Origin of the sequence: Haloferax profundi, assembly GCF_001469865.1 — an archaeon.
Taxonomy (GTDB): domain Archaea; phylum Halobacteriota; class Halobacteria; order Halobacteriales; family Haloferacaceae; genus Haloferax; species Haloferax profundi.
On record NZ_LOPV01000429.1, the window covers coordinates 21,369 to 46,329 of the forward strand.

27 protein-coding genes are annotated in these 24,961 nt (G+C 64.4%); 19 read left to right on the forward strand and 8 right to left on the reverse strand.

Going from position 1 to position 24,961, the window contains the following annotated elements; genetic code table 11:
- Positions 1 to 34 precede the first annotated feature (34 nt).
- Positions 35 to 1,774: an excinuclease ABC subunit C gene (locus tag AUR66_RS14485; RefSeq protein WP_058572986.1), complete on the reverse strand. Its 1,740-nt coding sequence runs from the start codon at positions 1,772 to 1,774 to the stop codon at positions 35 to 37.
- A gap of 223 nt (positions 1,775 to 1,997) precedes the next feature.
- Between AUR66_RS14485 and AUR66_RS14490 the strand changes: the two genes are divergently transcribed.
- Positions 1,998 to 3,512: a methyl-accepting chemotaxis protein gene (locus tag AUR66_RS14490; RefSeq protein ID WP_058572987.1), complete on the forward strand. Its 1,515-nt coding sequence runs from the start codon at positions 1,998 to 2,000 to the stop codon at positions 3,510 to 3,512.
- 38 nt (positions 3,513 to 3,550) lie between these two features.
- On the opposite strand, the gene AUR66_RS14495 is transcribed toward AUR66_RS14490, so the two are convergent.
- Entirely contained in the window at positions 3,551 to 4,087 is a 537-nt protein-coding gene (locus AUR66_RS14495) for a VIT1/CCC1 transporter family protein (RefSeq protein WP_058572988.1), read from the reverse strand.
- A 128-nt stretch (positions 4,088 to 4,215) separates the two neighbouring features.
- Here AUR66_RS14495 and AUR66_RS14500 point away from each other — a divergent pair, with 128 nt between their 5' ends.
- The 3 genes from AUR66_RS14500 to AUR66_RS14510 all read left to right on the forward strand — a co-directional run bounded on the left by AUR66_RS14500 (position 4,216) and on the right by AUR66_RS14510 (position 6,547).
- Positions 4,216 to 4,491 (forward strand): hypothetical protein, encoded by a 276-nt coding sequence (locus AUR66_RS14500; RefSeq protein WP_058572989.1) that lies wholly within the window; start codon positions 4,216 to 4,218, stop codon positions 4,489 to 4,491.
- 164 nt (positions 4,492 to 4,655) lie between these two features.
- On the forward strand, positions 4,656 to 5,624 hold the full coding sequence (locus AUR66_RS14505; RefSeq protein ID WP_058572990.1) for an ABC transporter ATP-binding protein: 969 nt from the start codon (positions 4,656 to 4,658) through the stop codon (positions 5,622 to 5,624).
- The gene (locus tag AUR66_RS14510) at positions 5,621 to 6,547 is read left to right on the forward strand and encodes an ABC transporter permease (RefSeq protein ID WP_058572991.1); all 927 of its coding nucleotides are present in this window, start codon (positions 5,621 to 5,623) and stop codon (positions 6,545 to 6,547) included. Before AUR66_RS14505 ends, AUR66_RS14510 begins: the two co-directional genes overlap by 4 nt.
- Before the next feature lie 17 nt (positions 6,548 to 6,564).
- On the opposite strand, the gene ligA is transcribed toward AUR66_RS14510, so the two are convergent.
- Together ligA and AUR66_RS14520 are read right to left on the reverse strand one after the other, a co-directional pair.
- Positions 6,565 to 8,667, reverse strand: coding sequence for an NAD-dependent DNA ligase LigA (gene ligA, locus AUR66_RS14515; protein WP_058572992.1), 2,103 nt, complete (start codon positions 8,665 to 8,667; stop codon positions 6,565 to 6,567).
- A 54-nt stretch (positions 8,668 to 8,721) separates the two neighbouring features.
- On the reverse strand, positions 8,722 to 8,940 hold the full coding sequence (locus AUR66_RS14520; RefSeq protein ID WP_058572993.1) for a hypothetical protein: 219 nt from the start codon (positions 8,938 to 8,940) through the stop codon (positions 8,722 to 8,724).
- A gap of 155 nt (positions 8,941 to 9,095) precedes the next feature.
- Here AUR66_RS14520 and AUR66_RS14525 point away from each other — a divergent pair, with 155 nt between their 5' ends.
- From AUR66_RS14525 to AUR66_RS14565, 9 genes are all read left to right on the forward strand, one after another.
- A complete protein-coding gene (locus tag AUR66_RS14525) occupies positions 9,096 to 10,421 on the forward strand; it encodes an O-acetylhomoserine aminocarboxypropyltransferase/cysteine synthase family protein (protein WP_058572994.1) in 1,326 nt (441 codons plus the stop codon).
- Positions 10,418 to 11,665 carry a homoserine O-acetyltransferase MetX gene (gene metX / locus AUR66_RS14530; protein ID WP_058572995.1) on the forward strand — a complete coding sequence of 416 codons (1,248 nt, stop codon included), beginning with the start codon at positions 10,418 to 10,420 and terminating at the stop codon, positions 11,663 to 11,665. Before AUR66_RS14525 ends, metX begins: the two co-directional genes overlap by 4 nt.
- A 119-nt stretch (positions 11,666 to 11,784) precedes the next feature.
- The gene (locus tag AUR66_RS14535; RefSeq protein ID WP_058572996.1) at positions 11,785 to 13,077 is read left to right on the forward strand and encodes an O-acetylhomoserine aminocarboxypropyltransferase/cysteine synthase family protein; all 1,293 of its coding nucleotides are present in this window, start codon (positions 11,785 to 11,787) and stop codon (positions 13,075 to 13,077) included.
- A gap of 128 nt (positions 13,078 to 13,205) precedes the next feature.
- Positions 13,206 to 14,327 carry an inorganic phosphate transporter gene (locus AUR66_RS14540; protein WP_197409796.1) on the forward strand — a complete coding sequence of 374 codons (1,122 nt, stop codon included), beginning with the start codon at positions 13,206 to 13,208 and terminating at the stop codon, positions 14,325 to 14,327.
- 123 nt (positions 14,328 to 14,450) lie between these two features.
- Positions 14,451 to 14,840 (forward strand): ferredoxin Fer, encoded by a 390-nt coding sequence (gene fer / locus AUR66_RS14545; RefSeq protein ID WP_058572998.1) that lies wholly within the window; start codon positions 14,451 to 14,453, stop codon positions 14,838 to 14,840.
- A gap of 101 nt (positions 14,841 to 14,941) precedes the next feature.
- A complete protein-coding gene (locus tag AUR66_RS14550; RefSeq protein ID WP_058572999.1) occupies positions 14,942 to 15,898 on the forward strand; it encodes a hypothetical protein in 957 nt (318 codons plus the stop codon).
- A gap of 103 nt (positions 15,899 to 16,001) precedes the next feature.
- Positions 16,002 to 17,063 (forward strand): A24 family peptidase, encoded by a 1,062-nt coding sequence (locus tag AUR66_RS14555; RefSeq protein ID WP_058573000.1) that lies wholly within the window; start codon positions 16,002 to 16,004, stop codon positions 17,061 to 17,063.
- Between the two features lie 94 nt (positions 17,064 to 17,157).
- Positions 17,158 to 17,526 carry a phosphoribosyl-AMP cyclohydrolase gene (gene hisI / locus AUR66_RS14560; RefSeq protein ID WP_058573001.1) on the forward strand — a complete coding sequence of 123 codons (369 nt, stop codon included), beginning with the start codon at positions 17,158 to 17,160 and terminating at the stop codon, positions 17,524 to 17,526.
- A gap of 24 nt (positions 17,527 to 17,550) precedes the next feature.
- Positions 17,551 to 17,796 (forward strand): hypothetical protein, encoded by a 246-nt coding sequence (locus tag AUR66_RS14565; protein ID WP_058573002.1) that lies wholly within the window; start codon positions 17,551 to 17,553, stop codon positions 17,794 to 17,796.
- A gap of 38 nt (positions 17,797 to 17,834) precedes the next feature.
- On the opposite strand, the gene glmM is transcribed toward AUR66_RS14565, so the two are convergent.
- Positions 17,835 to 19,199, reverse strand: coding sequence for a phosphoglucosamine mutase (glmM, locus tag AUR66_RS14570; protein ID WP_058573003.1), 1,365 nt, complete (start codon positions 19,197 to 19,199; stop codon positions 17,835 to 17,837).
- Positions 19,200 to 19,325: 126 nt separating this feature from the next.
- On the opposite strand from glmM, the gene hisA reads away from it, so the two are divergent.
- Positions 19,326 to 20,042, forward strand: a complete 717-nt coding sequence (gene hisA, locus AUR66_RS14575; RefSeq protein WP_058573004.1) for a 1-(5-phosphoribosyl)-5-[(5-phosphoribosylamino)methylideneamino]imidazole-4-carboxamide isomerase — start codon at positions 19,326 to 19,328, stop codon at positions 20,040 to 20,042.
- An 18-nt stretch (positions 20,043 to 20,060) separates the two neighbouring features.
- Here hisA and AUR66_RS14580 read toward each other — a convergent pair whose 3' ends face one another.
- Positions 20,061 to 20,417 (reverse strand): hypothetical protein, encoded by a 357-nt coding sequence (locus AUR66_RS14580; RefSeq protein WP_058573005.1) that lies wholly within the window; start codon positions 20,415 to 20,417, stop codon positions 20,061 to 20,063.
- A 15-nt stretch (positions 20,418 to 20,432) separates the two neighbouring features.
- Positions 20,433 to 20,591, reverse strand: a complete 159-nt coding sequence (locus AUR66_RS14585; protein WP_231727908.1) for a hypothetical protein — start codon at positions 20,589 to 20,591, stop codon at positions 20,433 to 20,435.
- A 441-nt stretch (positions 20,592 to 21,032) separates the two neighbouring features.
- Here AUR66_RS14585 and AUR66_RS14590 point away from each other — a divergent pair, with 441 nt between their 5' ends.
- The 3 genes from AUR66_RS14590 to hisB all read left to right on the forward strand — a co-directional run bounded on the left by AUR66_RS14590 (position 21,033) and on the right by hisB (position 22,633).
- The gene (locus tag AUR66_RS14590) at positions 21,033 to 21,656 is read left to right on the forward strand and encodes a DUF7344 domain-containing protein (RefSeq protein ID WP_058573006.1); all 624 of its coding nucleotides are present in this window, start codon (positions 21,033 to 21,035) and stop codon (positions 21,654 to 21,656) included.
- A gap of 140 nt (positions 21,657 to 21,796) precedes the next feature.
- Positions 21,797 to 21,976 (forward strand): hypothetical protein, encoded by a 180-nt coding sequence (locus tag AUR66_RS14595; RefSeq protein WP_058573007.1) that lies wholly within the window; start codon positions 21,797 to 21,799, stop codon positions 21,974 to 21,976.
- A 63-nt stretch (positions 21,977 to 22,039) separates the two neighbouring features.
- Positions 22,040 to 22,633 carry an imidazoleglycerol-phosphate dehydratase HisB gene (hisB, locus tag AUR66_RS14600; RefSeq protein ID WP_058573008.1) on the forward strand — a complete coding sequence of 198 codons (594 nt, stop codon included), beginning with the start codon at positions 22,040 to 22,042 and terminating at the stop codon, positions 22,631 to 22,633.
- Positions 22,634 to 22,636: 3 nt separating this feature from the next.
- Here hisB and AUR66_RS14605 read toward each other — a convergent pair whose 3' ends face one another.
- Positions 22,637 to 23,374: a hypothetical protein gene (locus AUR66_RS14605; protein WP_058573009.1), complete on the reverse strand. Its 738-nt coding sequence runs from the start codon at positions 23,372 to 23,374 to the stop codon at positions 22,637 to 22,639.
- Positions 23,375 to 23,513: 139 nt separating this feature from the next.
- On the opposite strand from AUR66_RS14605, the gene AUR66_RS14610 reads away from it, so the two are divergent.
- Entirely contained in the window at positions 23,514 to 24,017 is a 504-nt protein-coding gene (locus AUR66_RS14610; RefSeq protein ID WP_058573010.1) for an ACT domain-containing protein, read from the forward strand.
- Between the two features lie 280 nt (positions 24,018 to 24,297).
- Positions 24,298 to 24,930: an IMPACT family protein gene (locus AUR66_RS14615; RefSeq protein WP_058573011.1), complete on the forward strand. Its 633-nt coding sequence runs from the start codon at positions 24,298 to 24,300 to the stop codon at positions 24,928 to 24,930.
- Positions 24,931 to 24,961: the final 31 nt, after the last annotated feature.

A 24,961-nucleotide genomic window follows, 5' to 3' on the forward strand; every position in this document is an offset into this window, starting at 1 on the left:
ACACGACTGCGCCGACAGAGCGCTCTCGCACCCGTCACAGTCGCCGCTTCAGTTCTTCTGCTGTCTTCGTCCCCACTCCCGGCACGTCTGTCAAGTCCTCCATCGTCGCTTCCCGAACGCCTTCGACGCTCCCGAACCGCGTCAACAGCGCGCGTCGCGTCTTCGGGCCGATTCCCGGTACGTCGTCGAGGACCGTCTTCACCTCGTCGCGGAGCGTCTGGTGATACTGAACCGCGAATCGGTGCGCCTCGTCGCGGACGCGCTGGAGGACGTGCAAGTGAGGCGCGTCGTCTGACCAGTCGAAGGTCCGGCCGGGCGTGATGACCAGTTCGCGCTCTTTGGCGATGCCCACTGCGGGGACGTTCCACCCCGTCTCTTCGAGTGCGTCGATGGCAGCGTTCAACTGCCCTTTCCCGCCGTCGATGAGGAGCAAGTCAGGGTCGGGTCTGTCGTCCCGGCCTTCGAGTGCTCTGGTCGCCCGCCAGTGAATCAACTCGCGCATGTTCGCGTAGTCGTCGTTCCGCTCGGGGAGTCGCCGCCGGCGGTAGTCGGCCGTCTCGGCGCTGCCATCGACGAAGCACACGTCGCTCCCGACGACGGACTTCCCCTGTGCGTGACTCACGTCGAATCCTTCGATACGCGAGACGCGGCGCACGTCGAGGTTCAGTTCGCGGGCGAGCGTCGCGAGTCCGTCGTCGCGTCCGGCGCGTCTGCGGGCGTTCTTCAGCGCCAGTTCGACGAGTTTCGCTTCGCGGCCAGCACCGGGGACGCGGACGCTCACGCCCTCGGATTCGAGCCACGAGACCACGTCCGCGTCGTCCGGATGCTCGGACAAGACGACTGCGTCGGGGAGTTCGCGCTCGGCGTAGAACTGCGCGAGGAACGCCGAGAGGACGGCGGCGGTCCGGTCTTCGCCTTCTGGTGCGTCGAGGTGGTGGCGTGTTCTATCGACCAACTGGCCGCGTTCGGCGTGGAGGCGGGCTACCGTCGCCGAGTCGCCGCGGAGCGAGACGCCCAGCACGTCCATCGCCCGTTCGTCCGACGGCGACGACACGGCGGCCTCACCCGCGCCGTGGAACGATTCGACCGCTTCGAGTCTGTCGCGGAGGTTGGCAGCGCGTTCGAACTCTTCGGCCTGTGCCGCCGCTTCCATCTCTCGGCGGAGTGGGTCGGCGAGGACGCCTGTCTCGCCTTCGAAGAACCGAACCGCCGACTCCACGTCCTCTCGATAGGCGTCCTCGGCTATCTCGCCGGTGCACGGCGCGGTACAGAGACCCATCTCGAAGTCGAGACACGGACGCGAGCGATTCGCGTACTTGTGGTCTGAACACCCGCGGAGGCCGTACGTCTCGCGGATGGCCTTCACCACCGTCTCGACGCGGCCTTTGTCGGTGTACGGGCCGAATACGGTTGCGGAGTCCTCTGGGTCCCGTGTCACGTCGATTCGCGGGACTGGGTGGTTCGTCAGTTGGACGAGCGGGTAGGATTTGTCGTCTTTGAGGCGGACGTTGTACCGTGGCTGGTGGCGCTTGATGAGATTGGCTTCGAGGAGGAGTGCCTGCGTCTCGGTGTCCGTGACGGCGAAGTCGATACCCTCGGAACGGGCGACCATCCGCGAGATGCGCTCTGACCGCGGGTCGGCGTACGACCGGACACGAGCACGGATGTCCACCGCCTTTCCCACGTAGAGTACCGTCTCACCGTCGAAGAACTGGTACACGCCGGGGTCGGACGGCAACTCGCCGGCCCGCTCTCTGACCGCGCCTGCGTCCATCTGGCGGTGGTTACCCCGCGAACGGCTTGAGGCTGACGCGTCTTCGGTGCGTGAGTAGAGGGGAGCCATCGCGGACTGAGTCTGTGCCACGCTCGTCACCAGTGTCACCTCGTGGCTGATTCTCACCCTCTCGATTCCATAGACGACACTTCTGCACAGTGGTTATCGTAGCTGATAATTGGCTCGAAACTTACTCGTGTGGGGGTCGGAAACGTGGGTTCAAATGGCACTCGGAATTATCAGCCGTCTTCGCTCGTGGTTCGGCAGTCAGACAGCGATACCTGACGGCGGAACCGCCGCAGTCGTCGACGCACCCGACTTGAACGTCGACGACGACGTCCTCCTCGACGGCGTCGGTCTGCCGGCGTTCGTCCTCGACGAAGAAGGCCGGGTCGCCGCGTGGAACTCTGGTGTCGAAGCACTCACTGGAACGACTGCGCACGCAGCACTCGGCCACCACAACGTCGGCGAACTGTTCTACGACGAATCTGCCGCGACAGTTCTCGCACAGACCGTCCTCAAACAGCCAAACGCTGCGGACGAACTCGCCGGCGTCGAGTTAGACGACCCAGACCGACTCCTCTACGCCGAAGAAGAGACGTTCGCCGACGCGAACGGCGTCGATTGTCACGCCCGACACACTGCGATGCCGTTGTACGAAGATGGGGAACTCGTGGGCGTCCTCCAGACCGTCCGCAACCGAACCGAGGAAGTCGAGCGCCACCGCGAAATCGCCACGCTCGTCGACGAAGTCGAACAGACGCTCACGGAGTTGAGTCAGGGGAACCTCGACGCTCGTGCGGACATCGACGGCTCTGGCGTCGTCGACGACCAACTCCTCCTCGTCGTCGATTCGGTGAACGAGACGGCGCGGAACCTCTCCCGCTTGACTTCGAACGTCCAGGACGAGACGGAGACGGCGACGGCAGCGGTCACTCGTGCAGCGTCTGCCGCCGACGCTATCGTCGACAACGTCGAACAGCAACGCGACTTGCTCGACGAGGGGTCGACGCAGATGCAGCAGTTCAGCGCGACGATGGAAGAAGTCGCCGCGACGGCCGACGAAGTCGACGCCGCGGCAGGTGAGGCCCGCGAGGCGGCCGCAGAGGGTCGCGAGGCGAACACCGAAGCGCGGTCGGCAACCGAGAGCGTCGTCACCATGAGCGACGAACTCGTCGACCGCGTGACCGAACTCGGCGACCGGATGGACGACATCGAGGCCGTCGTCGAAGTCATCTCCGAAGTCGCAGAGCAGACGAACCTGCTGGCGCTCAACGCCAACATCGAGGCTGCCCGCGCCGGCCAAGACGGCGACGGGTTCGCCGTCGTCGCAGAGGAAGTCAAGTCGCTCGCCGACGAGACGCGCCAGCACACCGAAGACATCACGGCGCAAATCGAGAGTATCCAGTCTCGGACGGACGAGGCCGTCACCGCGGCGACCGAATCCAACGACCGTATCGAACACGCCGACGAGAGCATCACCGAGATGCTCGAAGCGTTCGAGGAGATTGCGTCGTCCATCGACGTGGCCGCCGACGGTGTCGCCGAAGTGTCGCGAGCGACGGACGAACAGGCCGAAGCGGTCGAAGACCTCACCGCGACCATCGAGGACGTTCACGACCGAACTATCGAGACCGAGGGCGCAGTCGACAGCATCGTCACGGCAACCGACGAGAGCGCACAGGCGCTCACGGCGCTCTCGATGGAAGTCGAAGAACTGACCGGCGGCCGGGCGTAAGCCGTCTCGAACTCGACGGACGAACTGCTGTTTTCTGCTCAGGCGAATCCAGCGAGGAAGTTACCAACCGCGTAGGCGACTGCCGCCGCGGCCATTCCGACGACGAACATCTCACCGCCGTTTGCGACCCACGACCGATTCGTGACGAGACTCCGACTCGCACCGACGACGAAGAACGCCGCGCCGGTGACGACGATAGAGATGGGAAACAGCGGTTCGAGGCGGAAGACGTACGGGAGAAGTGGCGTCCACCCGGCCACGATGAAGGCGAGGAACGTCGCAGCGGCGGTCTGAACGGGCGTCTTCCCGTCGGTTCGGACGTGACCGTCACCGACTGCGTCGTGATAGTCTTCTTCCGACCGCTCGGAGAGGTAGTTACTCATCCCCATCGAGAACCCGTCGGCGAAGAGGTTCGCGAACCCGAGGACGATGACGATGCCCGGACTCAATGCCGCGCCGGCGACACCGGCGACGACGGCGAACGTCGTGACGATGCCGTCGTTGGCGCCGTAGATTATCTCGGGGAGGTAGCGCCCAGACGACTGTACGTCGTCACCGAGCAATGTCTCGAGCATGGCAGAGACGTACGCTCGGTGAGGGCATAAACCGACGGCCGGGAATCTCCCCGACTCCACGTTCGGAGTGAGGGAACCCGACGACCGGATGCGGCACGCGTAAGAGTCCCCCGGCCGAACCACGGCCCATGAGCGACGACGACACTGCTCAACTCTGGTTGGTCGAGCGGTCTTACGACGACAGGGACCTCATCGTACTCATCTACGCGACGACCGACGGCGAGTACGAACTCCGCAAGGAACTCGCCGCGGCGGTGATGCACCAGCGGCGGATGGCCACGACGGCGGCTATCGAGGCACCGGTTGCGAATCTCGAATCTGTCTCCGACGACGCCCTGCGCGAGCGATACGCCGCCGAGGCGACGAAGATGTCCGAGACACACGACCCCGACGACGAAGTCTGAGGCGAATTTCGACCGTACAGGCCTTTGCGTCCCCGTACAGGCGCACTCGAATCGCCGTACAGGCCTTCACATCTCCGCACACTCTGTCTCGTCTCTGCGAATCTGTTATCGGCCCTGATTCTTGCACCTAAAACCCTTTAACCCAGTACGACGCAGGCCCGTCCATGGCCGCCATCGAACTACACGGGGTGACGAAACGGTTCGAAGACGACCGTGGCGTACTCGGTACGCTCGGGCTCTCTTCCGACACCGACAGCGTGACCGCCGTCGACAACCTCTCGTTCTCCGTCGAGGAGGGAGAGGTGTTCGGGTTCCTCGGTCCCAACGGTGCCGGAAAGTCCACGACTATCAACATGCTCTTGGACTTCGTCCGCCCGACGAGCGGGTCCGTCCGCGTCCTCGGACACGACGCACAGGCCGAGAGCGTCGCCGTCCGCCGCCGGACCGGTGTCCTCCCAGAAGGGTACGACGTGTACGACCGTCTCACGGGTCGTGAACACGTCGAATTTGCTATCGAGTCGAAAGAAGCCGACGACGACCCCGACGAACTGCTCTCCCGTGTCGGCCTCGACCCAGACGACGCCGAACGCCGCGCCGGTGGGTACTCGAAAGGGATGGCTCAGCGCCTCGCACTCGCGATGGCGCTCGCCGGGAGTCCCGACCTCCTCATCCTCGACGAACCGTCGTCGGGGCTGGACCCCGCAGGTGCGCGCGAGATGCGCGAAATCGTCCGCGCGGAGGCAGACCGTGGCGCGACAGTGTTCTTCTCCAGCCACGTCCTCGGACAGGTCGAAGCAGTCTGTGACCGCGTTGGCATCATGCGCGAGGGCGAACTCATCGCCGAAGACAGCATCGAGAGCCTCCGCGACAGACTGGAGGCCGAGGCGATTCTCCGCCTCGACGTGGAGGGCGACGCCGACCTCTCGGCGGTTCGTGCCCTCGACGGCGTCTCGTCGGTCGAATCCAGTGATGGTCGCCTCGTCGTCGCGTGTACCGACGACGCGAAGACGCGAGTCATCGAGGCAGTCGAGTCCAACGGGGCGACTGTCGCCGACTTCGAGACGGATTCGGCGTCGCTGGAGGACATCTTCCTCGCGTACACCGAAGACGAGAAACAGGAGGTCACCGCATGACCCTCGAATCTGTCGCGCGCAAAGACTTCCGCGACGCCCTCCGCTCGCGGTGGCTCTTGGGCCTCACGCTGTTCTTCAGCCTCATCATCGGCGGGTCGACGGCGCTGTTCTACGGCGTCCTGCTGAAGGGTGCGGGTGCGAACTCGGAGACGCTGTTCGGACTGACGACTGCACCGGGCGGTCTGTTTAGTTTCTCCTACGCGGGCATGCTCGGGTTCATCCTCGCGCTCATCGCCCTCGTCACCGCTCACGGGTCGCTCATCGACGAACGCGAGTCCGGGACGATGAAACTCCTGCTCTCGCTGCCGAACTCCCGCCGAGACGTGGTGTTCGGGAAACTCGTGGGCCGGACGCTCGTGGTCCTCATCTCGATGCTCGTCGGGTTCGTCATCGCGCTGTTCGCGATGCTCTTGACCGGCGGACAGGTGATGTTCGCCTCCTACGCGGGTCAGGTCGCCCTCTCGGGACTGTTGGCGACGGCGTTCGTCTCCATCGGTATCTGGCTCTCGGCCACTTCCGAGTCGCAACGGCAGGCCCTCTTCAGCACCGTCGGCCTGTACTTCATCTTCGCCGTCCTCTGGTCGACGGTGGTTACGGGCGTCCCGCGGATTCTCAACTGGGCGATAGAACAACTGCCGGGCGTCGAACCGATGGCGGGCGAACAAGTCGCGCTCATGCAGATGTTCATCAAGTACCTGAACCCGCTTCGCGCCTACGAGACGCTCGTGGCGCAACTGTACGGTCCGGCCGCCGCGGCCCGTCTGTTCAAGGCGGGACTCGGTGAGTCACTGGTCCTCCAACCCATCTTACAGGAGTCGATTCCGTTCTACCTCTCCGGGCCGTTCATCCTCGCCGTCCTCCTCGGGTGGATTGTCATCCCGCCACTCCTCGGCTACTGGACGTTCACGCGCGTCGACCTCTGAGGGAATCTCTTCTTTCGTTATTCCGGCGGATACGAGACGCCGCGTTCTGCGAGAAACGCCGCGAACTCGTCTTCGTCGAGCGTCGGCACTGCGTTTTCGTCGGCGTCGTCGCGTTTCGACTGGCCCGGGTTCCCACCGACGACGAGGTAGTCGGTGTTGCCCGAGACCGACCCCGTGACGTTGCCACCGTGTGATTCCACGAGTTCGCGGACGGCGCTTCGACTCACTTGCAGAGTCCCGGTCACGACGATGGTGACGCCGTCGAGTTCGTCGCCGCCGTCTTCGACGGGTTCTGGGTCGACACCGTGGTCGAGGAGCGACCGAATCACGACGCGATTGTCCTCGTTCTCGAAGAAGTCGCGAACGCGGTGGGCCACCGTCTCACCCACGTCAGGGACGGTGGTCAGACGGTCTTCGAACGCGTCGAACCGGGATTCGGCGACGTCTTCGTCGATGGGGAACTCGTCGATGGACCCAAACTCACGGGCGAGGGCACGAGCAGTCGCTTCCCCTACCTCGGGGATGCTCAGACCGACGAGGAACGAGGCGAGCGACGGCGATTTCGTCTCCTCGATGGCGTCGACGAGGTTCTGTGCGCTCGTCTCACCCCACCCCTCCAGTTCGACCAGGTCGTCCACCGTCAGGTCGTAGAGGTCGGCGACGTTCTCCACGAGTCCCGCGTCGACGAGTTGGGCGACCCGTTCGCCGCCCAGTCCGTCGATGTCCATCGCGCCTTTGACTGCGAAGTGGCCGATTGACGCTTCGCGCTGGGCCGGGCAGGTGAGGCCACCGGAACAGAACGCCAGTGGTCCATCGCGGTCGACCTGACTCCCACAGACGGGACACTCGTCGGGGAACTCGTAGGTTCCGCCACCATCCTCGACGACGTCGACCACCTGTGGGATGACGTCGCCGGCACGTTTCACGCGGACGCGGTCACCGACGGCCACGCCGAGTGACGCGATTTCGTCGGGGTTGTGGAGCGTCGCCCGCGAGACGGTCACGCCACCAACGTCTACCGGGTCGAGGAGTGCGACTGGCGTGAGTCGTCCCGTCCGACCGACCTGCACCACGATGTCCCGGACTGTCGTCACCTCGTGGCGGGCCGGGAACTTGTAGGCGAACGCCCACCGAACCGACCTGCTCTTTTCGCCCAACTGCTCGCGCGCCTCGCGCGAGTCCACCTTGATGACGGTGCCGTCGATTTCGAAGTCGAGGTCGTCGCGCAGGTCGAGCATCTCGTCGCGGTAGTCGATTGCGCCCTCCACGTCGTCCACGAATTCCACGTGGTCGTCGGCGACGCGGAGGCCCCAGTCCCGGAATCGGTCGAGCGCGGCCCGTTGCGTCTCGGGCGTGTCACTCGCGTCGAGGATGTCGTAGAAGAAGACGGCGAGTGGTCGGTCCGCGACGACGGTGGGGTCGAGGTTGCGAAGGGTCCCGGCGGCGGCGTTTCGCGGGTTGGCGAACGGGTCTTCCCCCGCTTCGACACGCTGGCGGTTCAGGTCGCTGAAGGCAGGTTTCGGCATGTACACTTCGCCCCGGACGGCCAGGTGCTCGGGTGGGTCGCCCCGGAGAGACAGCGGGACGGTGGGGATCGTCTTCACCTGCGCGCTCACGTCGTCGCCGCGTTGGCCGTCGCCGCGGGTCGCCGCGCGGGCGAACTGGCCGTCTTCGTAGACGACTTCGACCGAGAGGCCGTCGAACTTCGGTTCGCAGACGTACGCGACGTCCCCGACTTCCCGGCGGACGCGTTCGTCGAACTCCCGCAGGTCATCGGCCTCGGTGCTCTGGTCGATAGAGAGCATCGGCGCGGCGTGTTCGACCGTCTCCAGTTTGTCGAGAGGTTCGCCACCGACACGGTTCGTCGGACTGTTGGTCGTATCGAGGTCGAACGCGCCTTCGAGCGCGACGAGACGGGAAAAGAGCGCGTCGTAAGCCGCATCGGAGACGAGTGGTTCGGCTTCGACGTAGTAACGGTGGTCGTGCTCGCGGATGGCCTCGCGGAGGAGTTCGGCCTGTCGTTCGGCGTCCTCGCGGGCGAGTTCCTCGGCGGGGTCGAACTCGGTCGGCGGGTTCCGAAGATAGGGGTTCGACTCGGTGTCGGCGTCGGCGTCACTCATTGGGTGACGTGTCGGACGGGTAGCGGGTAAACGCTCCGGGAAATCGGGGACGAGTCAGGCGAAGAGATACGCGACACCCAGTGCAGTCATGAAGATACCACCGAACCGCGTGAGCGTCACGTTCCACTCGGCGGGTTCTACCTCGTCCCACGACGTCTTGCTCCCGATTGAATCCAGTCGCTCCGTGAACTGGGCCGTCTTGTAGGGTTTGACGGCACCGGGGAGGCCGATGGCGAGGAACACGACACCGACCCCGAAGAGGTGTTCAGCCATACCACAACTGTCTGACTGGCCGACATGTATTTTCGGGCCAGTCGAGTCGGGCAGTCCGGTCGTCTCCGACGGAATCCACCACTCTCGCGACAACCGTGGGCAACGCTTGCCGTAACTAGTGGTTATTCTTCGTTCCAGAAATATGCATCTCATACATGAACCGAGGTTTCCGCACTCGTGGCCTCCACGCCGGGCAGGACCCGGACCCGGCCACAGGGGCCCGTGCCCCGCCACTCTATCAGACCACGTCGTACGTCTTCGACGACGCGGACACCGCCGCAGACCTCTACGCGCTCGAATCCGACGGCGACGTGTACTCACGAATCTCGAACCCGACGACTCGTATCCTCGAACGCCGACTCGCCGCCCTCGAAGCGGGCGTCGATTCGGTCGTCACTGCCTCGGGAATGGCCGCCCTCGACGCCATCACTACCGTCCTCGCCTCCGCCGGTGACAACGTCGTCCTCTCGGAGGACATGTACGGCGGCACCTCATCGTACTTCTCGAAGACGGCGACTCGCAGAGGAATCGAACCACGGACCGTCGAGACACTGGACGTGGACGCCTACGACGACGCAATCGACGAAGACACCGCGTTCGTCCACGTCGAGACGGTTGCGAACCCCTCCCTGAAGACGCCGGATTTCGAGGCAATCGCCGAGGTGGCCCACGACAACCGCGTTCCACTCGTCGTGGACAACACGTTCGCCACGCCGGCGCTCTGTCGGCCCATCGAACACGGCGCAGACATCGTCTGGGAGTCCACGACGAAGTGGATTCACGGGTCGGGAACCACCGTCGGCGGCGTCGTCGTCGACGGCGGCACCTTCCCGTGGGACGCCGCAGACTACGACGAACTCTCCGGTGAGAACCCGGCGTTCGGCGTCGATTTCGTCGAGCGATTCGGTGAACGCGCGTTCTCACAGGTCGTCCGCCACCGTGCCGTCAGAAGCACCGGCAGTTGCCAGTCGCCCTTCGACGCGTGGCAGACGATTCAGGGCCTCGAAACGCTCGCGCTCCGAATGCGCGCCCACTGCGAGAACGCCCGGCAGGTCGCCGAACACCTCCGCGACCACGAGGCCGTCTCGTGGGTGTCGTACCCCGGATTCGAGGACCACGAGACGCACGAACTCGCGTCGCGGTATCTGGAAGGTGGATACGCCGGGATGGTCACGTTCGGCCTCGACGGTGCGGACGACGAGGAATCCTACGAGGCGGCAAAGACCGTCTGCGAATCGGTCGAACTCGTGAGTTTCCTCGCCAACATCGGCGACGCGAAGTCACTCCTCATCCACCCGGCGTCGACGACGCACGCGCAACTCTCGCTGGACGAACAGCGTGCGGCGGGCGTCCAACCCGACATGCTGCGCCTCTCGGTCGGTATCGAAGATGCTGCGGACATCGTTTCCGACCTCGACCAGGCCATCGACCGGGCACTTGCAGCACGACCTGTCGCTGCGACTGGTGAGGTGGAATCATGAGTCGCACACGAACCGCCCCGGGTCGACGAGTCGAATCGGACGTCGTCGACGTGGGCGAGTTCCAGTTCGAGTCGGGCGAACTCATCCCCAACTTGCACGTCGCGTACGAGGCCTACGGCGAGTTCACCGGCGACAACGCAGTCGTCGTCTGTCACGCCCTCACTGGAAGCCAACACGTCGCGAGTCTCGGAAGTGGGTCGAGTGTCTCGGGACAGGCCCGCGCGTGGTGGTCCGACATCGTCGGGCCGGGCAAAGCCATCGACACCAACGACTACTACGTCGTCTGTGTGAACGTGCCGGGGTCCTGTTACGGGACCAGCGGTCCCGCGAGCGAGGGTCCGGACGGCGAACCGTGGGGGACCGACTTCCCGCCGGTCACCGTCTCCGACTGGACGCGCGCACAGCGTCTGCTCCTCGACCACCTCGGAATTGGCCGACTCCACGCCGTCGTCGGCGGGTCCGTCGGCGGGATGAACGCCCTCGACTGGGCCGTCCAATATCCCGACGACGTGGACCGCCTCGTCGTCGTCGCGGCGGCGGCGCGACTCGACCCGCAGTGTCTCGGCCTCGACGCCGTCGCGCGCCGCGCCATCACGACCGACCCGAACTGGAACGGCGGCAACTACTACGGCGACGACCAGCCAGACCCCGAACAGGGACTCGGATTGGCCCGGCAAATCGGCCACCTGATGTACCTCTCGAAGGACTCGATGGACCGGAAGTTCGGCCGGCGGTCCGCCGGTCGCGGTGGCCGCGGGGACACGTACCCTGCCGACCCAGCGGCGGCGTTCTTCCCCTACCGCGAAGTCGAGTCGTACCTCGACTATCAAGCCGAGAAGTTCGCCGAACGCTTCGACGCGAACTCGTATCTGTACCTCACGCGCGCCATGGACGACTTCGACCTCTCGGAGGGATACGAGTCCGACGCTGCTGCGCTCGCCGCGTTCGAGGGCGAGGCGCTCCTCGTCTCGTTCACTGGTGACTGGCACTTCACGACCGAGCAGTCGGAGTCGCTGGCGGAGGCCTTCCGCCGGAGCGGCGCGCCAGTGGCACACCACGTCGTCGAGTCCGACCACGGCCACGACGCCTTCCTCGTCGAACCCGAGAAGGTCGGCCCGCCACTCGGTGACTTCCTCACGGAGGGCGTCGCTGGCCGGGCCGTGACCGACACCGTCGCCGACGGCGGCGAACCGGAGTCGGAGAAAGACTTCGCACCGGTTCACTCGTCGCTGTTCAGTCGGTAGAGCGACCCGAGTACCGTCGCTCGCTGGCGCGACCAGCGTCGCGTGCACCCGCGTCGCAGACACCGGCGGGAATTGCGCGCGTCACCCTGTTTTAGCCCCGTCAGGCCGAGTCACGAACTATGAGTGACGACAAACCGGGATTCCACACCCGGAGCCTTCACGCAGGACAGGACCCGGACGACGCGACGGGTGCCCGTGCCCCGCCACTGTACCAGACCACCTCGTACGTCTTTGAGGACGCCGCGGACGCCGCCGCGCAGTTCGCCCTCGAAAAGCCCGGCCACATCTACTCGCGTCTGATGAACCCGACGGTCGGGATGCTCCAAGAGCGTCTCGCCTCGCTCGAAAGCGGCGTCGGTGCCGTCGCCACCTCCTCGGGGATGGCCGCGTTCGACCTCCTGAACTTCCTCCTCGCGTCGGCCGGCGACAACATCGTCTCCGCGTCGTCGCTCTACGGCGGGACCTACACGTACCTCACGCACTCTGTCGAGCGCCGCGGGGTCACCACCCGGTTCGTCGACACCCTCGACGTGGACGCCTACGAGGAAGCAATCGACGAGGACACCGCGTTCGTTCACCTCGAAACCATCGGCAACCCTGCACTCGTGACGCCCGATATCGAGGCAATCGCCGAGGTGGCCCACGACCACGGGACGCCGCTCGTCGTGGACAACACGTTCGCGACGCCGTACCTCTGTAACCCCATCGAACACGGCGCAGACATCGTCTGGCAGTCCACGACGAAGTGGATTCACGGCGCTGGCACGACCATCGGCGGCGTCGTCGTCGACGGCGGGAACTTCCCGTGGAGCGAGTACGCCGACGACTACCCCGAGATTGCCAAGCCGAACCCGGCGTACCACGGCGTCAACTTCGACGAGACGTTCGGGCCCGCAGGGTTCACCTACGCCGCCATCGCCCGCGGTCTGCGCGACCTCGGTAACTCCCAGTCGCCGTTCGACGCGTGGCAGACGCTGGAAAAACTCGAGTCGCTCCCGCTTCGGATGCGTGCACACTGCGAGAACGCACAGGCCGTCGCAGAGTTCTTAGACGACCACGAGAAGGTGTCGTGGGTGAACTACCCCGGCCTCGAATCGCACGAGACCCACGAGGAAGCCTCGAAGTACCTCGACGGCGGGTACGGCGGCATGATTACGTTCGGACTCGCAGACGGCTACGAGGCGGCGAAGGGCACCGTCAACGGCGTCGAACTCGCGTCACTCCTCGCCAACGTCGGCGACGCGAAGACGCTCGTCATCCACCCGGCGTCGACGACGCACCAGCAACTCACCGAAGAAGAACAGGCCGCCGCAGGCGTCACGCCCGACATGGTCCGCCTCTCGGTCGGCATCGAAGACGTAGACGACATCATCGCCGACCTGGACCAGGCGATTCGCTCGGCGTCGGTCTGAAACGCTCGGCTCACGGCTCGCCCTCACATGGGTGAGGAATCGACAGTTCGACCGTCGCTCCTTTTGCAGATGAGCGGGAATGGGAGTTCGTGGTAGAATCACTCCTGTTCGTCGGACTCTTGGTGGCAGTGTTCGTCGGGTTCAACATCGGCGGGTCGTCGACGGGGGTCGCGTTCGGACCGGCCGTCGGGAGCGACGTGCTCGGCAAACCCGCCGCTGCGGCGTTGATGACCGGGTTCGCGCTCCTCGGTGGGTGGACCATCGGACGGGAAGTCGTCGCCAAGATGGGCGGCGAAATCGTTCCGCAGAGTGAGTTCACCCTCGCGGCGAGCGTCGCCGTCCTCTTCTTCGTCGGGTTGGCGCTCTTAGTCTCCAACACGTTCGGCGTCCCTGCATCCACGTCGATGACCGCAGTCGGCGCAATCGCTGGCCTCGGCCTCGCGCGCGGGTCGCTCAACTCCGACGTGATGCTCGAAATCATCTCGTGGTGGATTGTCGCGCCGGTCATCGCGTTCTGGATTTGTGCCGTCATCGGTCGGTACATCTACCCGTACCTCGACGCGTGGCTCAAACTCGACCAGAGTCCGGGCGCACTCGTCGAACTCGACCGAAACGGCACCATCCCACGCCCTCGTCTCGGGCCGAATACGACCTACCGTGAGTTCGGGAGCACGATTCTCGTCGTCGTCGTCGCCTGTTACATGGCGTTCTCTGCGGGTGCGTCGAACGTCGCCAACGCAGTGGCACCGCTCGTCGGCAACGGCGCAATCGGGATGAACACCGGTATCCTCATCGCGGGTGGGGCGATTGGCCTCGGTGCGTTCACTATCGCCCGCCGGACGCTCGACACCGTCGGCAACGACCTCACAGACCTCCCGATTCTCGCGGCACTCATCGTCGAGGCGGTGAGCGCCTCTCTCATCTCGTTCCTCTCGGCAATCGGCATCCCGGCGAGTCTGGCAGTCAGTGCGACGATGTGCATCGTCGGCCTCGGGTGGGGACGTGCGACCCGGACCGTCAAACTCGGCGAGGCGCTCAGCGGCCGAGAATCGGTGCAAGTGTCGGTCAACGCCCTCGCTGCCGAGCGTGAGGACGAAGTCCCGAAGATGGGCGAAGAGGCGCCCGACGAACTCTCTGCTCACGACCTGTTCGACCCCGGCACGACTGGCCGCGTCATCTTCTTCTGGATGCTCACGCCATCGGTGTCGGCTATCGCCTCGTACGCGTTGTTCTCGTCGAGCGTGTTTTAATCGGACATCTCCCCGTTCGGTTGTCGTCTCCTTTCGGTCTACCGTGACTGAGGCCGTCACGCCGGCCAGTTTCGCCGCACGGAACAGCAAAGTCTAATGGTGTGGCCTCCGAACCGCTTGTTGATGCCCACGGTAACCTACCTCAACTACGAAACTCTCGACGACCAGGGCTGGGACCTCGACGACGAGGACCTCTTCGAGAAGGCGGCTGACGCCGGTCTCGACGCCGAAAACTTCGGCGAGCTCGAAGTCAACCAGGGCGAGTACATCCTCGAAGCCGCAGAGGCACAGGGCTACGACTGGCCCTTCAGCTGCCGCGCAGGTGCCTGTGCGAACTGTGCCGCCATCGTCAAAGAAGGCGACATCGAGATGGACATGCAGCAGATCCTCTCCGACGAGGAAGTCAACGACAAGAACGTCCGTCTGACCTGCATCGGTTCGCCCACGGCTGACGAGGTCAAGATCGTCTACAACGCGAAGCACCTCGACTACCTGCAGAACCGCGTCATCTAAGACGCCAACTCAGCACTTTCTTTCGGCAGTCGGTCGGTGAGCGACTGCGCCGTCTGTCGACCCCCGACAGACATTTGTCACCTTGTACGGTGCGTCTGCATGTGTCGCCGTTCGCCCACGCCTTCCCAGACGAACTCGACTTCTCGCTTCCACCGGAACCGACCGAACTTGGACGTTTGAGTGCCTTTCTCGTCTGCGTCTCGCTCACGACTGCCGGTGCGTACTGGCTCTCACTCCGTCTGCGTGGTGTCCCTGTTCTGGACGTGCTCTCGTCTCCGGGCCTCGCGGGTCTCGCACTCCCGACGCTCGCGTACGCGAGATACGTCGGTATCGACCTCCCACTTCGCGTCGACCTGTCGCTGACACGGGTCCGACCGAGTGACGTCGGGACAGTGGGTGCTGTCCTCCTCGCGCCCACCCTCGCCCTCGTCGCCGTGACTGTCGCCACGCCGCTCGTCTTCGGCACGTCGTTCGCGGCGGTCGTCGGGTCGACGTTTCACCCGAAGGCGTCGGTGTTGGCCGCCGCTTCGTGGTGGGCCGAACCAACGTTTCTCGCCGGGGCTGGCTATGGCGTGTTGACCGCGCTGATGTTCGAACACCTGCGAACACGGGTGTCGCTCTCGTCGCGTGGGGGCGTCCTCTCCGCGGCGGCCCTGGCGATGTACTTCCACGGTGGACTTCGAAGCGCCGCGCTGACGCTCGTCTCGTTCCCCAAACAGTGGCGACTCGGCCTCTTTGCCATCCTCCTCGTCGCCACCGTCGCCGGCGGTATCACCGTCGGGTTCGTCTACCGAAGTGCAGTCGAACGTTCGATTCGGGTGGTCTACCGGCCCGTCTTCGTCCCGGTCTTTGCGCTCGGGGTGCTCTCGCTCGTCGCGTTCGTGACGCTGTTTGCCGAGGTTCCCGGTGGGTTCGAACACGCACTGTGGGGACTCGCGTTCGGGTGTGCCGCGCACGGATACGCCCGAACCAGGTCCGTGTGGGTACCAGTCGTCGCGATGTCGCTGTTCGGCCTCGCCGTCCGCCTCGTCGGGTTCGTCGAACTCGCCGTCTTCTAATCTCGTCCGATTCGGCCCAGCTTTCCCCCTGCACACTACACTCCCAGTTTCACGACTGAGAACCTTCCCGAACACCTAACTCCCCTGCCCCCAGTCTGCCGGTATGTTCGGTATCGGCACGCTCCCCGACCTCTTGCGACTGGTCGTCGTGCCCGTCCTCGCGTGGACCGCGTGGCGGGACATCCGCACGCGACGCGTCCCGAACGTCGTCTGGTATCCACTGGCGGCGCTCGGACTCGTCTTGCTCGTGTGGGAGACTCTCGGCCACCTCCCGGTCGAGACGGTGTTCGACCGCCTCTACCTCATCCGGGTCGGTGTGAGCGTCTTCTTCGTCGTCCCGCTCTCGTACATGTTCTGGCGACTCGGCGGATTCGGTGGTGCCGACGCCAAGGCACTCATGGTCTTCGCCATCTTGCTGCCGACGTTCCCGAGTTACACCCTCGGCGAACTCGTCTTGCCCCTCGAACGGACGACCCTCGGCGTCTTCTCGATGACCATCCTCACGAACACCGTCATCATCGGCCTCGCGTACCCTATCCTGCTCGCCGTCCGCAACCTCGTCGCGGGCGAGTTCGAGTTCCCACTCTCGTTCGTCGGCCGGCGCGTCTCCGTTCCGTCGCTCGCGACCACTCACGGCCGCCTGTTCGAGTCGCCCGACGGTGTCACGCGAAACGGGTTGGACCTCGACGCACTCCGGATGTACCTGCGCTGGCGCGGCCTGTCGCTCGCAGACCTCAGAGCAGCATCCGAGGCGCTCCGTGACCCGGAGACTATCGGCGAGACGTTCGACCCGACGGACGGCGCGGTTCACCGACAGGTGAGTACCGACGGCGGGTCCGCAGCGAGAACCGCACGTGACGAGGACGTCGACGCTGCCCACGAGTCTGCCCAAGACGCCGACACCGACGCTGCCCACGAACCTGCCTCGGACACCGACTTCGAGGACCCGTGGGGTGCAGCAGCATTCCTCGACTCTATCGACGGGTCTGCCTACGGGACCACACCGGAGAAACTCCGCGGTGGTCTCGAACTGGTGACGACCCGTGAGTCCGTCTGGATTTCTCCCGGCATCCCGTTCATCGTCCCGATGTTCGTCGGCCTGGTCGTCGCGTTCGTCTACGGAGACATCCTCTTCGGCGTCCTCGGTGCACTCGGAATCGTCTGATGTGGACCGATAATCACTCGGTGTCACGCGATGGCGACCCGACGGCGTCCGACGACGCACAAGAGATAACCCCCGTGACCCCGTGGCCGGAACCATGACGGTCGATGTCGACTTCGGTGAGGACGGACTCGTCCCCGCCGTGGCGCAGGACGCTGACTCCGGGGAGGTACTCATGCTGGCGTACGTCTCGCCGGAGGCCCTCGAACGGACGTTGGAGACGGGCCGGGCACACTACTACTCGCGCAGTCGCGACGAACTCTGGGAGAAGGGCGCATCGAGCGGTCACACACAGGACGTACAGGAGGTTCGGGTCGACTGCGACGCCGACACGCTTCTGTACGTCGTCGACCAGAACGTCGGCGCGTGTCACACCGGCCATCGGTCGTGTTTCTACCGGACCATCGACGGCGAGAACGTCGGCGAACGCGTCTTCGACCCCGACGACGTGTACGACGACGAGTAACCGGACGACGAATCGACAGCAGGGATGGTAAACGAAATCACCGTCGTGGCCGTCGTCGTCGGACTCGGGTGCTTCGCACTCGGGGCCCGACTCCTCAAGAGCGCCGCTGCCGCCCGGCGCGTGGCCCGGTCGGACGACCCAGAGTTCGTCCTCGACCCGACGCGGGAGGACCCGCCGGACGACGAACTCGACGGTGGTGACCTCGAACGCGGGTTCATGTTACTGGTGTTCGGGGCGCTGGCGCTCGTCTTCGCGGCGATTAGTCTGTAGATTCGAATCGCGTGGGAAAACCTGACTTTCTCGGCGTTTTACAGGTCGTCCAGCGCGGAACGGAGCGCGTCGGCCGCGCCCTCGGCGAGTTCGGTCGCTCGTTCTTCGCTGCGGCCCTCGGCGTAGATGCGAACTTTCGGTTCGGTCCCCGAGGGTCGCACGAGAACCCACGCGTCGCCGTAGTCGAGGCGGTAGCCATCGGTCGTATTCGGTGTCGCGTCGGCCTCCGTGGCGTACTCGTCGGCAGCGTTGAGCATCGCCGTCAACTCCGCTTCCTCGGTGTACTCGATGTTGATGCGGACGTTGAAGTAGTCTTGATACGGGGCGACGACTTCGCTCGCGGGTCGCTCGGCGACGAGTTCGAGGAACTTCGCCGCGATGTACGCCCCGTCGCGGACGAGGCGATAGTTCGGGAAGAAGACCCCACCGTTCCCCTCGCCCGCGACGGGGACGTTCGTCCCGGCGCGCCAGAGGTCGCGGATGCGCGTGATGAGGTTTGTCGCGCCGATGGGCGTGAGTTCGAGGTCGGCCCCGACCTCCTCGCACACGTCGACGAGTCGCTGGGAGACGTTCACCGCGGAGACGGTGGCGTCGCCGGGTTCGAGGAAGGCGGCGGCGAGGGCGGCGAGCGACGCTTCGCCGGAGATAGAGTCGCCGTGTTCGTCGACGAAGACGGCCCGGTCGGCGTCGCCGTCGTGGGCGATTCCGAGGTCGGCGTCTGTCGCGCGGACGAGTCGTTCGAGGTCTCTGAGATTCTCCGGAACAGGTTCGGACTCTCGGCCGGGGAAGTGGCCGTCTGGTTGGGCGTTGACCGTGCGGACCTCACAGCCGAGTTCGCGGAGGAAGTCGGGCGTGACGAGCGAGCCGGCACCGTGTCCGGGGTCGAGTGCGATGGTGAGGTTCGCCTCGGCGATGGCCTCGCGGTCCACGGTGGCGAGGAGTTCTTCGCGGTAGTCGTCGTTCGCGGTGTCTATCGACCGGCACGTCCCGACTTCGTCCCACGCGGCGACGTCGAACTCCTCGGTGAGGATGTGGTCTTCGATGCGCTCTAACTCGTCGACAGAGAGTTCGACACCGTCCTCGCCGACGAGTTTGACGCCGTTGAACTCCGGCGGGTTGTGAGATGCCGTGATGACGACGCCCGGAATCGACTGGTCTTCGCAGTACCGGACGGCGGCGGGTGTCGGCACGACACCCAGGTCGTCTACGTCGACGCCGACGCTCGCGAGACCGGACGTGGCGGCGTTGACGAACATCTCTCCTGTGGTTCGAGTGTCGCGTGCGATGGCGACGCGGTCGGCGGTCCAGACCGTCCCGGCGGCCTTGGCGACGCGGAGGACGAACTCCGGTGTGAGGCTCTCACCAACCACACCGCGCGTCCCGCTGGAACCGAAGAGTTTCATTGGGTATGTCTGTATCACGCCACGACAAAGCCGTTCCGAACTGTTGCTTCACGACTTCCACAATGTCTCGTCTGCGATGTCACCGGATTCGGTGCGTTTAGGCACGTCGCTCGCTCACGATGCTGTATGTTCCCGGAGTTCGAAGTCGTCCCCGCTGTCGACATGCAAGACGGTGAAGTCGTCCAACTCGTCCAGGGCGAACGCGGCACCGAAAAGACGTACGGCGAACCGGTCGAGGCCGCACGCCGCTGGGTCGACGCCGGCGCGAAGACACTCCACCTCGTAGACCTCGACGGCGCGTTCGAGGGCGAGCGAAAGAACGCTCAGGCGGTCGATTCTGTGCTCGACGCAGTAGACGTCCCCGTCCAACTCGGCGGCGGAATTCGAACTGCCGACGACGCCCGTGCACTCTTCGACAGGGGCGTCGACCGTGTCATCTTCGGTACGGCGGCAGTCGAGAACCCCGACATCGTCTCGGAACTCGCCAGTGACTACCCCGACGGCGTGATGGTCAGCCTCGACGCGAAAGACGGCGAAGTCGTCGTCTCCGGGTGGACCGAAGGGACCGGTCTCGACCCCGCAGAGGCCGCCGCCCGCTACGAAGAACTCGGTGCGGCAGCAATCTTGTTCACCGACGTGGACGTGGAGGGACAACTCGAAGGCGTCCACCTCGAAACGACCTCACGAGTCGTCGATGCTGTCGACATTCCGGTCGTTGCATCTGGCGGCGTCGCCTCGCTCGACGATGTCTCCGAACTCCGCGACGTGGGTGCCGCCGCTGCCGTCGTCGGGACTGCGCTCTACGAAGGTCGGTTCACACTCGAAGAAGCGATGGACGTGTAAGCCACGCTCTCTCCGGACTCAGAGGCGAACGTAGCGCCCGACGAGCGCAGCGACGCTGTCGACGACGCCGTAGACGCCGACGGCGACGAACAGTACCCCGATGAGCACGGTTTCGAGCCGCGATGTCGCGAGAAACGGACCACTGAGGACGAGCATACTAAGCGTCACGACGTCTCGTTTCGGGTTCAGTTCGAGTCTGTTCGTGGCCGGTGCACCGGGCCGTGCGGCGCGCTGTGGCCTCTCTGGCGTGTCGTTTGCGGACCGTGGTCGGTCTGCTCGTGCCGTTTTCGACGTTCGCCGCTCGTCTGCTCGTTTGTCCGCCGATTCGTCTCTGCGGGCGTTCGCTGACAGACCACCGCCTACCGTGTTGGACATTCCGTCTCCACCTTGTCAGCGATTGTTCTGTGCCCCGTCGGCGAGTACCGTCGCACCGACTGCCAGTGCGACGAGTGCGAGTCCGAGGCCGACGGCTATCTCTGACCGTGCTGTCAGCAGGAGTCCCCCGACGCAGATGGTGTATCCGGCCACCAGCGCTCCCTTGCGATGCATGTCCCTCTCTACGCGTCCAAAGATATGAATTTCAGGCAGACGAGCGTCTGACGCTCGACTCGAAACGAGGGGGTCCGCGAACCACCGTCGTCACTGGGTCTCTCGCGTTCTTATCCATCGGCAAACGCCGGTCGGGCCCACGTCGTCGACGGCGGGGGTCTCACACCACGGTTGGTGCCAGCATACCACGTGGATGTTTGTTCACCTAATGGTGTCCATCAGGCCAGGCAACGAGTCGTGGTCGGTCGTCAACCACTGACTAACGGACTAATTTCGGGAAAACCGCTGTACTGCGACACCGTGGATGTGTGATATTTATCGGCTTTTAACGAGGAATCTCGGTGTTACAGACACGTTAGGATGTCTACCAGGGGACTAACTAAGATAATGTCTCTTCTTCAACACGTACGGGAAGCACGAGGAACATCCAATGGAGGAACTATGAGCGGGTCGACACCCAGAGAACAGAACGCCCCCTTCGGAGTCGCGACGTCGATAGAATCGGTCGACGATTCGGTGGACCCACCGACCAGAGACGACGTCTTCGAGGCACTGAGCAACCGCCGCCGCCGGTACGCCTTGCACCATCTCAAACGCATCGACGGCGACGAACCGGTCGAACTCTCGGAGATTTCGAGGCAGGTTGCAGCGTGGGAACTCGGAACCGACCCACGAGAACTGTCGTACGACGACCGGAAGAACGTCCACACGTCACTGTATCAGTTTCACGCACCGAAGATGGACGAACTGGGACTCGTCCAGTACGACCAACGTGGTGGAACGGTCGAACTCACCGAGTATGGCAGAGAAATCGACGTCTACCTCGAGACAGTCTCCGAAGAGCAAATCCCGTGGAGCGTCTACTTCTTTTTGCTCTCTGCGGGGATGATTGTGCTCGTCGGTGCTGCGTGGGCCGACCTCTTTCCCTTCTCGACGATTCCCGACATCGCGTGGGCGGAAGTGGTCGCATCCCTCTTTTTGCTCTCTTCGGCCGCCTTCGTCTATCACAGTCGGTACTCGATGCGCGTCGGGAACGACGGTCCACCGCCGGAGGTGGAAGAATGACACGACAGAGAGACGTGATTGCCACCCTGTCGCTCGCCGTTCACACTGCGTGCGTGCGTTCGTCGGGTGAGACACCGACCGCAGCGACTCACAGCGTGAACGACGAAATTCGTGTCTCTCGACTGGCGAGGCGGTGGTGAATGAGTCTCCTCGACCGTGTACCGGGCATGGTCTCAGGTGCCCCACGGCGAAACGTGCTCGTCTTGCTGTTGTATCTCCTGTTTCTCTTCTTCTCTGTGAGTCTCTTTTTGCTGGAGCGGACCGCCGCCATCGTCGCGCTTGCGGCTCGCCCACTTCGGTGGTGGACAGTTCGACGCTGACGTGGTCGGCCTCTGTCACCGACGACGCGAATTCATATATGTTCGGCCTCCCTCGAACGCGATATGAGCGACGCCGACCGAACTGCGGCCGTCTCCCGCGAGACATCCGAGACGACCATCGACGTGACACTCGCCGTCGACGGCGACGGCGACGCCGTCGTCGAAACCGGCATCGGATTCTTCGACCACATGCTGGAGGCCTTCGCCAAACACGGCCTGTTCGACCTGACCGTCCAGTGCGACGGTGACCTGCACATCGACGACCACCACACCGTCGAGGACGTGGCTATCGTCCTCGGCGAGGCGTTCACGGAAGCACTCGGCGACAAGCGCGGTATCGTCCGCTACGCCGACCGAAAGGTTCCGCTCGACGAAGCAGTTGCATCGGTCGTCGTCGACGTGTCTGGTCGCCCCTTTTTCGACTTTTCCGGCGAGTTCTCGCAACCCTACGTCGGCGAGTTCACGAGCGTCATGGCCGAGCACTTCGCCATGTCACTGGCGATGAACGCCGGACTCACCCTCCACGCCGGTGTCGAAGGCGAGAACGCCCACCACGAGGTCGAAGCGCTGTTCAAAGCGCTCGCACGCGCACTCGACGACGCGACTCGCGTGGACCCGCGTCGCTCTGACACGCCGAGCACGAAAGGAAAGCTGTAGTCCTCAGGGTTTTCGGAGCGTTCCGCCGTCGTCGACGAGGAGTCCGCGCTCGACTGCGTAGTCGAAGATATCTGCGACCTGGTCGTCGTCCAGGTCGTACGCGTTCGACGCCAGTGCTTCCACCTCCGCTCGCTCGACGGGGAACTCGCGGTTCTGGAGGATACGGACGACTTTTCTGAACTGTGGGGGCTCAGCCGGTGTGTCGTCGGTGGTGACGTCGTCACCCTCGGCGTCGCCTGCTGGTTCGTCGCTGCTAGCGTCGTCTCCCGTCTCGTCTTCGCCACCAGCGTCACCTTCGGCGTCGACTGAGTCGTCTCCATCAGTCTCGTCGTTGGAACTCGATTCGCTCTCGTCTGTCTGCACCGAGTCGGTGTCGAGTGGGTCTGCAGCGGCAGTCTCTGGCGAGTTCGGCGAGTCGTGGTCGGCCGGTTCGGGCGGCGACGGTGCCGGGTCGACGGCGTCGACGTCGACTGTCGCAGCGTCGCCAGTCGATTCGGAACCACCTGCTGAGGGGGTCGCAGATGCCCCCGTCTCGGCGGGCGCGTCGTCGGGGACTTCCACCTCGGCTTCGACGCCGAGTCGCGTGAGAAGCGGTTCGACGACGTCCGTCAGCGTCTCCTCGCAGTGTTCACAGAGGACGACCCGTCGTTGGTCGTCTGCGGGCGTGAGTTCCGGCGGGAGTACCTCGAAGACACCGGCGGCGTCGGCACCGCAGAAGTCGCACGTGCGTAGTTGGCGCATGCACGAGGCGTCTTCCCGACGACGGTTAAACCCTCTTGCCGGCCCGGTCGGTGGCCCGTGAGAGGACGCACCGACCACGGTCCAGTCGTGCGTTCGACATACCACTTAATGTGACTGCCCGCAAACTGCGGGACGACGAATGTTCGACGAGATTATGGAGAAGTTCGAAGGCAGTCCGAGCCAACAGGCTGTCATTCGACTGCTCTTGGAACGCGGCTTCTCCGTGAACGACCAGGGACGGGTCGTTTCGGGCGGCATCGAGATTCCGAACACTGGCATCGCCCGCGAGGCCGGCGTCGACCGGCGCGTGGTGGACTCGACGACAGACGCCATCCTCGCGGACGAGGAACTCCGGCGCATCTTCCAGAACATCTCGGCGATTCCGAGTCTGATGGACCTCGCCCCGGTCCTCGACCTCTCCGTGCTCACCGTCGAGGTTGCGAACGCGGACGAACCGGGAATCGTCGCTACCGTCACCTCGAAACTCGCCGACGCCGGTATCTCCATCCGCCAGACGATTAGCGAGGACCCCGAGTTCACCGACGACCCGAAACTCTACATCATCACCGACGAACCCGTCCCCGGCGACTTACTCAACGACCTCTCGAACCTCGGGTTCGTCCGGCGCATCACCATCGCCTGAACCCGTCTACCCTGTTAGTTCGTCGTAGTTTCTGTCAGTCTAGCAATAAGATTCATATGTGATTTCCTGCTATCTAGTCTCATGTCTCACGTCCGCAACTGTATGTGCTGTGGTGCGCAGATTTCGGAGACACGCCACCTCTGCGGGGTCTGTATCCAAAACGGGTGTACGTCGTACGCGAACGCCTGCGGACAGTGACTTGACGACCGGGCCATTCTGACGACCGGACACCTCCGCCCGGTGGGAATCCTTTTGCATACCGCGATGCCAACTCGGAGTCATGACTGACGCCTACCGTACCGTCACAGGCCGGGCCGAAGCGCGGTTCGAAGTCAGTGGTTCTGAGTTCATCGGCTACATCTCGCCCGCAGAGACGGTTGCAGAGGCGGAGGCGTTCATCGACGACATCGAAGACCGACATCCGGACGCGACGCACAACGTCCCCGCGTACCGCGTGCCAGCAGGTGCGGCGTCGTCTGCCGTCCCCGGCGGGGGGAACGTCATGCTTCGCGAGTACCAGAGTGACGACGGCGAACCCACCGGGTCGTCGGGGAAACCTGCACTCAACGTCCTCGTCCAGCAAGACGTGCGCAACGTCGTCGCCGTCGTGACCCGGTACTACGGCGGGACCAACCTCGGTGTCGGTGGCCTCGCTCGGGCGTACTCTCGCGCCGTCAAAGAAGCCCTCGACGCGGCCGGTATCGTCGAAGAGATACCGCACGAACGGTTCACCGCGACGGTCGACTACGACGACTCCGGGGACGTTCGCGGCATCCTCGAATCGACGGGCGTCGAGTTCGAAGCCGACTACGACCAACGGGTCTCCTTTTCGGTTCGCGTCCCCATCGACGACGCCGACGCACTCCGCGATAGACTCAGGAGTGCGACGAGTGGCCGTGTCGAGATAGAATGAGCAGCGAACGTGAGGAACGAAGACCGAACCG

Excerpts from the sequence above, each read along its gene's own strand:
- AUR66_RS14485 (WP_058572986.1), bottom strand. The coding sequence starts at position 1,774 with ATGGACGCAGGCGCGGTCAGAGAGCGGGCCGGCGAGTTGCCGTCCGAC.
- AUR66_RS14490 (WP_058572987.1), top strand. The coding sequence starts at position 1,998 with ATGGCACTCGGAATTATCAGCCGTCTTCGCTCGTGGTTCGGCAGTCAG.
- AUR66_RS14495 (WP_058572988.1), bottom strand. The coding sequence starts at position 4,087 with ATGCTCGAGACATTGCTCGGTGACGACGTACAGTCGTCTGGGCGCTAC.
- AUR66_RS14500 (WP_058572989.1), top strand. The coding sequence starts at position 4,216 with ATGAGCGACGACGACACTGCTCAACTCTGGTTGGTCGAGCGGTCTTAC.
- AUR66_RS14505 (WP_058572990.1), top strand. The coding sequence starts at position 4,656 with ATGGCCGCCATCGAACTACACGGGGTGACGAAACGGTTCGAAGACGAC.
- AUR66_RS14510 (WP_058572991.1), top strand. The coding sequence starts at position 5,621 with ATGACCCTCGAATCTGTCGCGCGCAAAGACTTCCGCGACGCCCTCCGC.
- ligA (WP_058572992.1), bottom strand. The coding sequence starts at position 8,667 with ATGAGTGACGCCGACGCCGACACCGAGTCGAACCCCTATCTTCGGAAC.
- AUR66_RS14520 (WP_058572993.1), bottom strand. The coding sequence starts at position 8,940 with ATGGCTGAACACCTCTTCGGGGTCGGTGTCGTGTTCCTCGCCATCGGC.
- AUR66_RS14525 (WP_058572994.1), top strand. The coding sequence starts at position 9,096 with ATGAACCGAGGTTTCCGCACTCGTGGCCTCCACGCCGGGCAGGACCCG.
- metX (WP_058572995.1), top strand. The coding sequence starts at position 10,418 with ATGAGTCGCACACGAACCGCCCCGGGTCGACGAGTCGAATCGGACGTC.
- AUR66_RS14535 (WP_058572996.1), top strand. The coding sequence starts at position 11,785 with ATGAGTGACGACAAACCGGGATTCCACACCCGGAGCCTTCACGCAGGA.
- fer (WP_058572998.1), top strand. The coding sequence starts at position 14,451 with ATGCCCACGGTAACCTACCTCAACTACGAAACTCTCGACGACCAGGGC.
- AUR66_RS14555 (WP_058573000.1), top strand. The coding sequence starts at position 16,002 with ATGTTCGGTATCGGCACGCTCCCCGACCTCTTGCGACTGGTCGTCGTG.
- hisI (WP_058573001.1), top strand. The coding sequence starts at position 17,158 with ATGACGGTCGATGTCGACTTCGGTGAGGACGGACTCGTCCCCGCCGTG.
- AUR66_RS14565 (WP_058573002.1), top strand. The coding sequence starts at position 17,551 with ATGGTAAACGAAATCACCGTCGTGGCCGTCGTCGTCGGACTCGGGTGC.
- glmM (WP_058573003.1), bottom strand. The coding sequence starts at position 19,199 with ATGAAACTCTTCGGTTCCAGCGGGACGCGCGGTGTGGTTGGTGAGAGC.
- hisA (WP_058573004.1), top strand. The coding sequence starts at position 19,326 with ATGTTCCCGGAGTTCGAAGTCGTCCCCGCTGTCGACATGCAAGACGGT.
- AUR66_RS14580 (WP_058573005.1), bottom strand. The coding sequence starts at position 20,417 with ATGTCCAACACGGTAGGCGGTGGTCTGTCAGCGAACGCCCGCAGAGAC.
- AUR66_RS14585 (WP_231727908.1), bottom strand. The coding sequence starts at position 20,591 with ATGCATCGCAAGGGAGCGCTGGTGGCCGGATACACCATCTGCGTCGGG.
- AUR66_RS14590 (WP_058573006.1), top strand. The coding sequence starts at position 21,033 with ATGAGCGGGTCGACACCCAGAGAACAGAACGCCCCCTTCGGAGTCGCG.
- AUR66_RS14595 (WP_058573007.1), top strand. The coding sequence starts at position 21,797 with ATGAGTCTCCTCGACCGTGTACCGGGCATGGTCTCAGGTGCCCCACGG.
- hisB (WP_058573008.1), top strand. The coding sequence starts at position 22,040 with ATGAGCGACGCCGACCGAACTGCGGCCGTCTCCCGCGAGACATCCGAG.
- AUR66_RS14605 (WP_058573009.1), bottom strand. The coding sequence starts at position 23,374 with ATGCGCCAACTACGCACGTGCGACTTCTGCGGTGCCGACGCCGCCGGT.
- AUR66_RS14610 (WP_058573010.1), top strand. The coding sequence starts at position 23,514 with ATGTTCGACGAGATTATGGAGAAGTTCGAAGGCAGTCCGAGCCAACAG.
- AUR66_RS14615 (WP_058573011.1), top strand. The coding sequence starts at position 24,298 with ATGACTGACGCCTACCGTACCGTCACAGGCCGGGCCGAAGCGCGGTTC.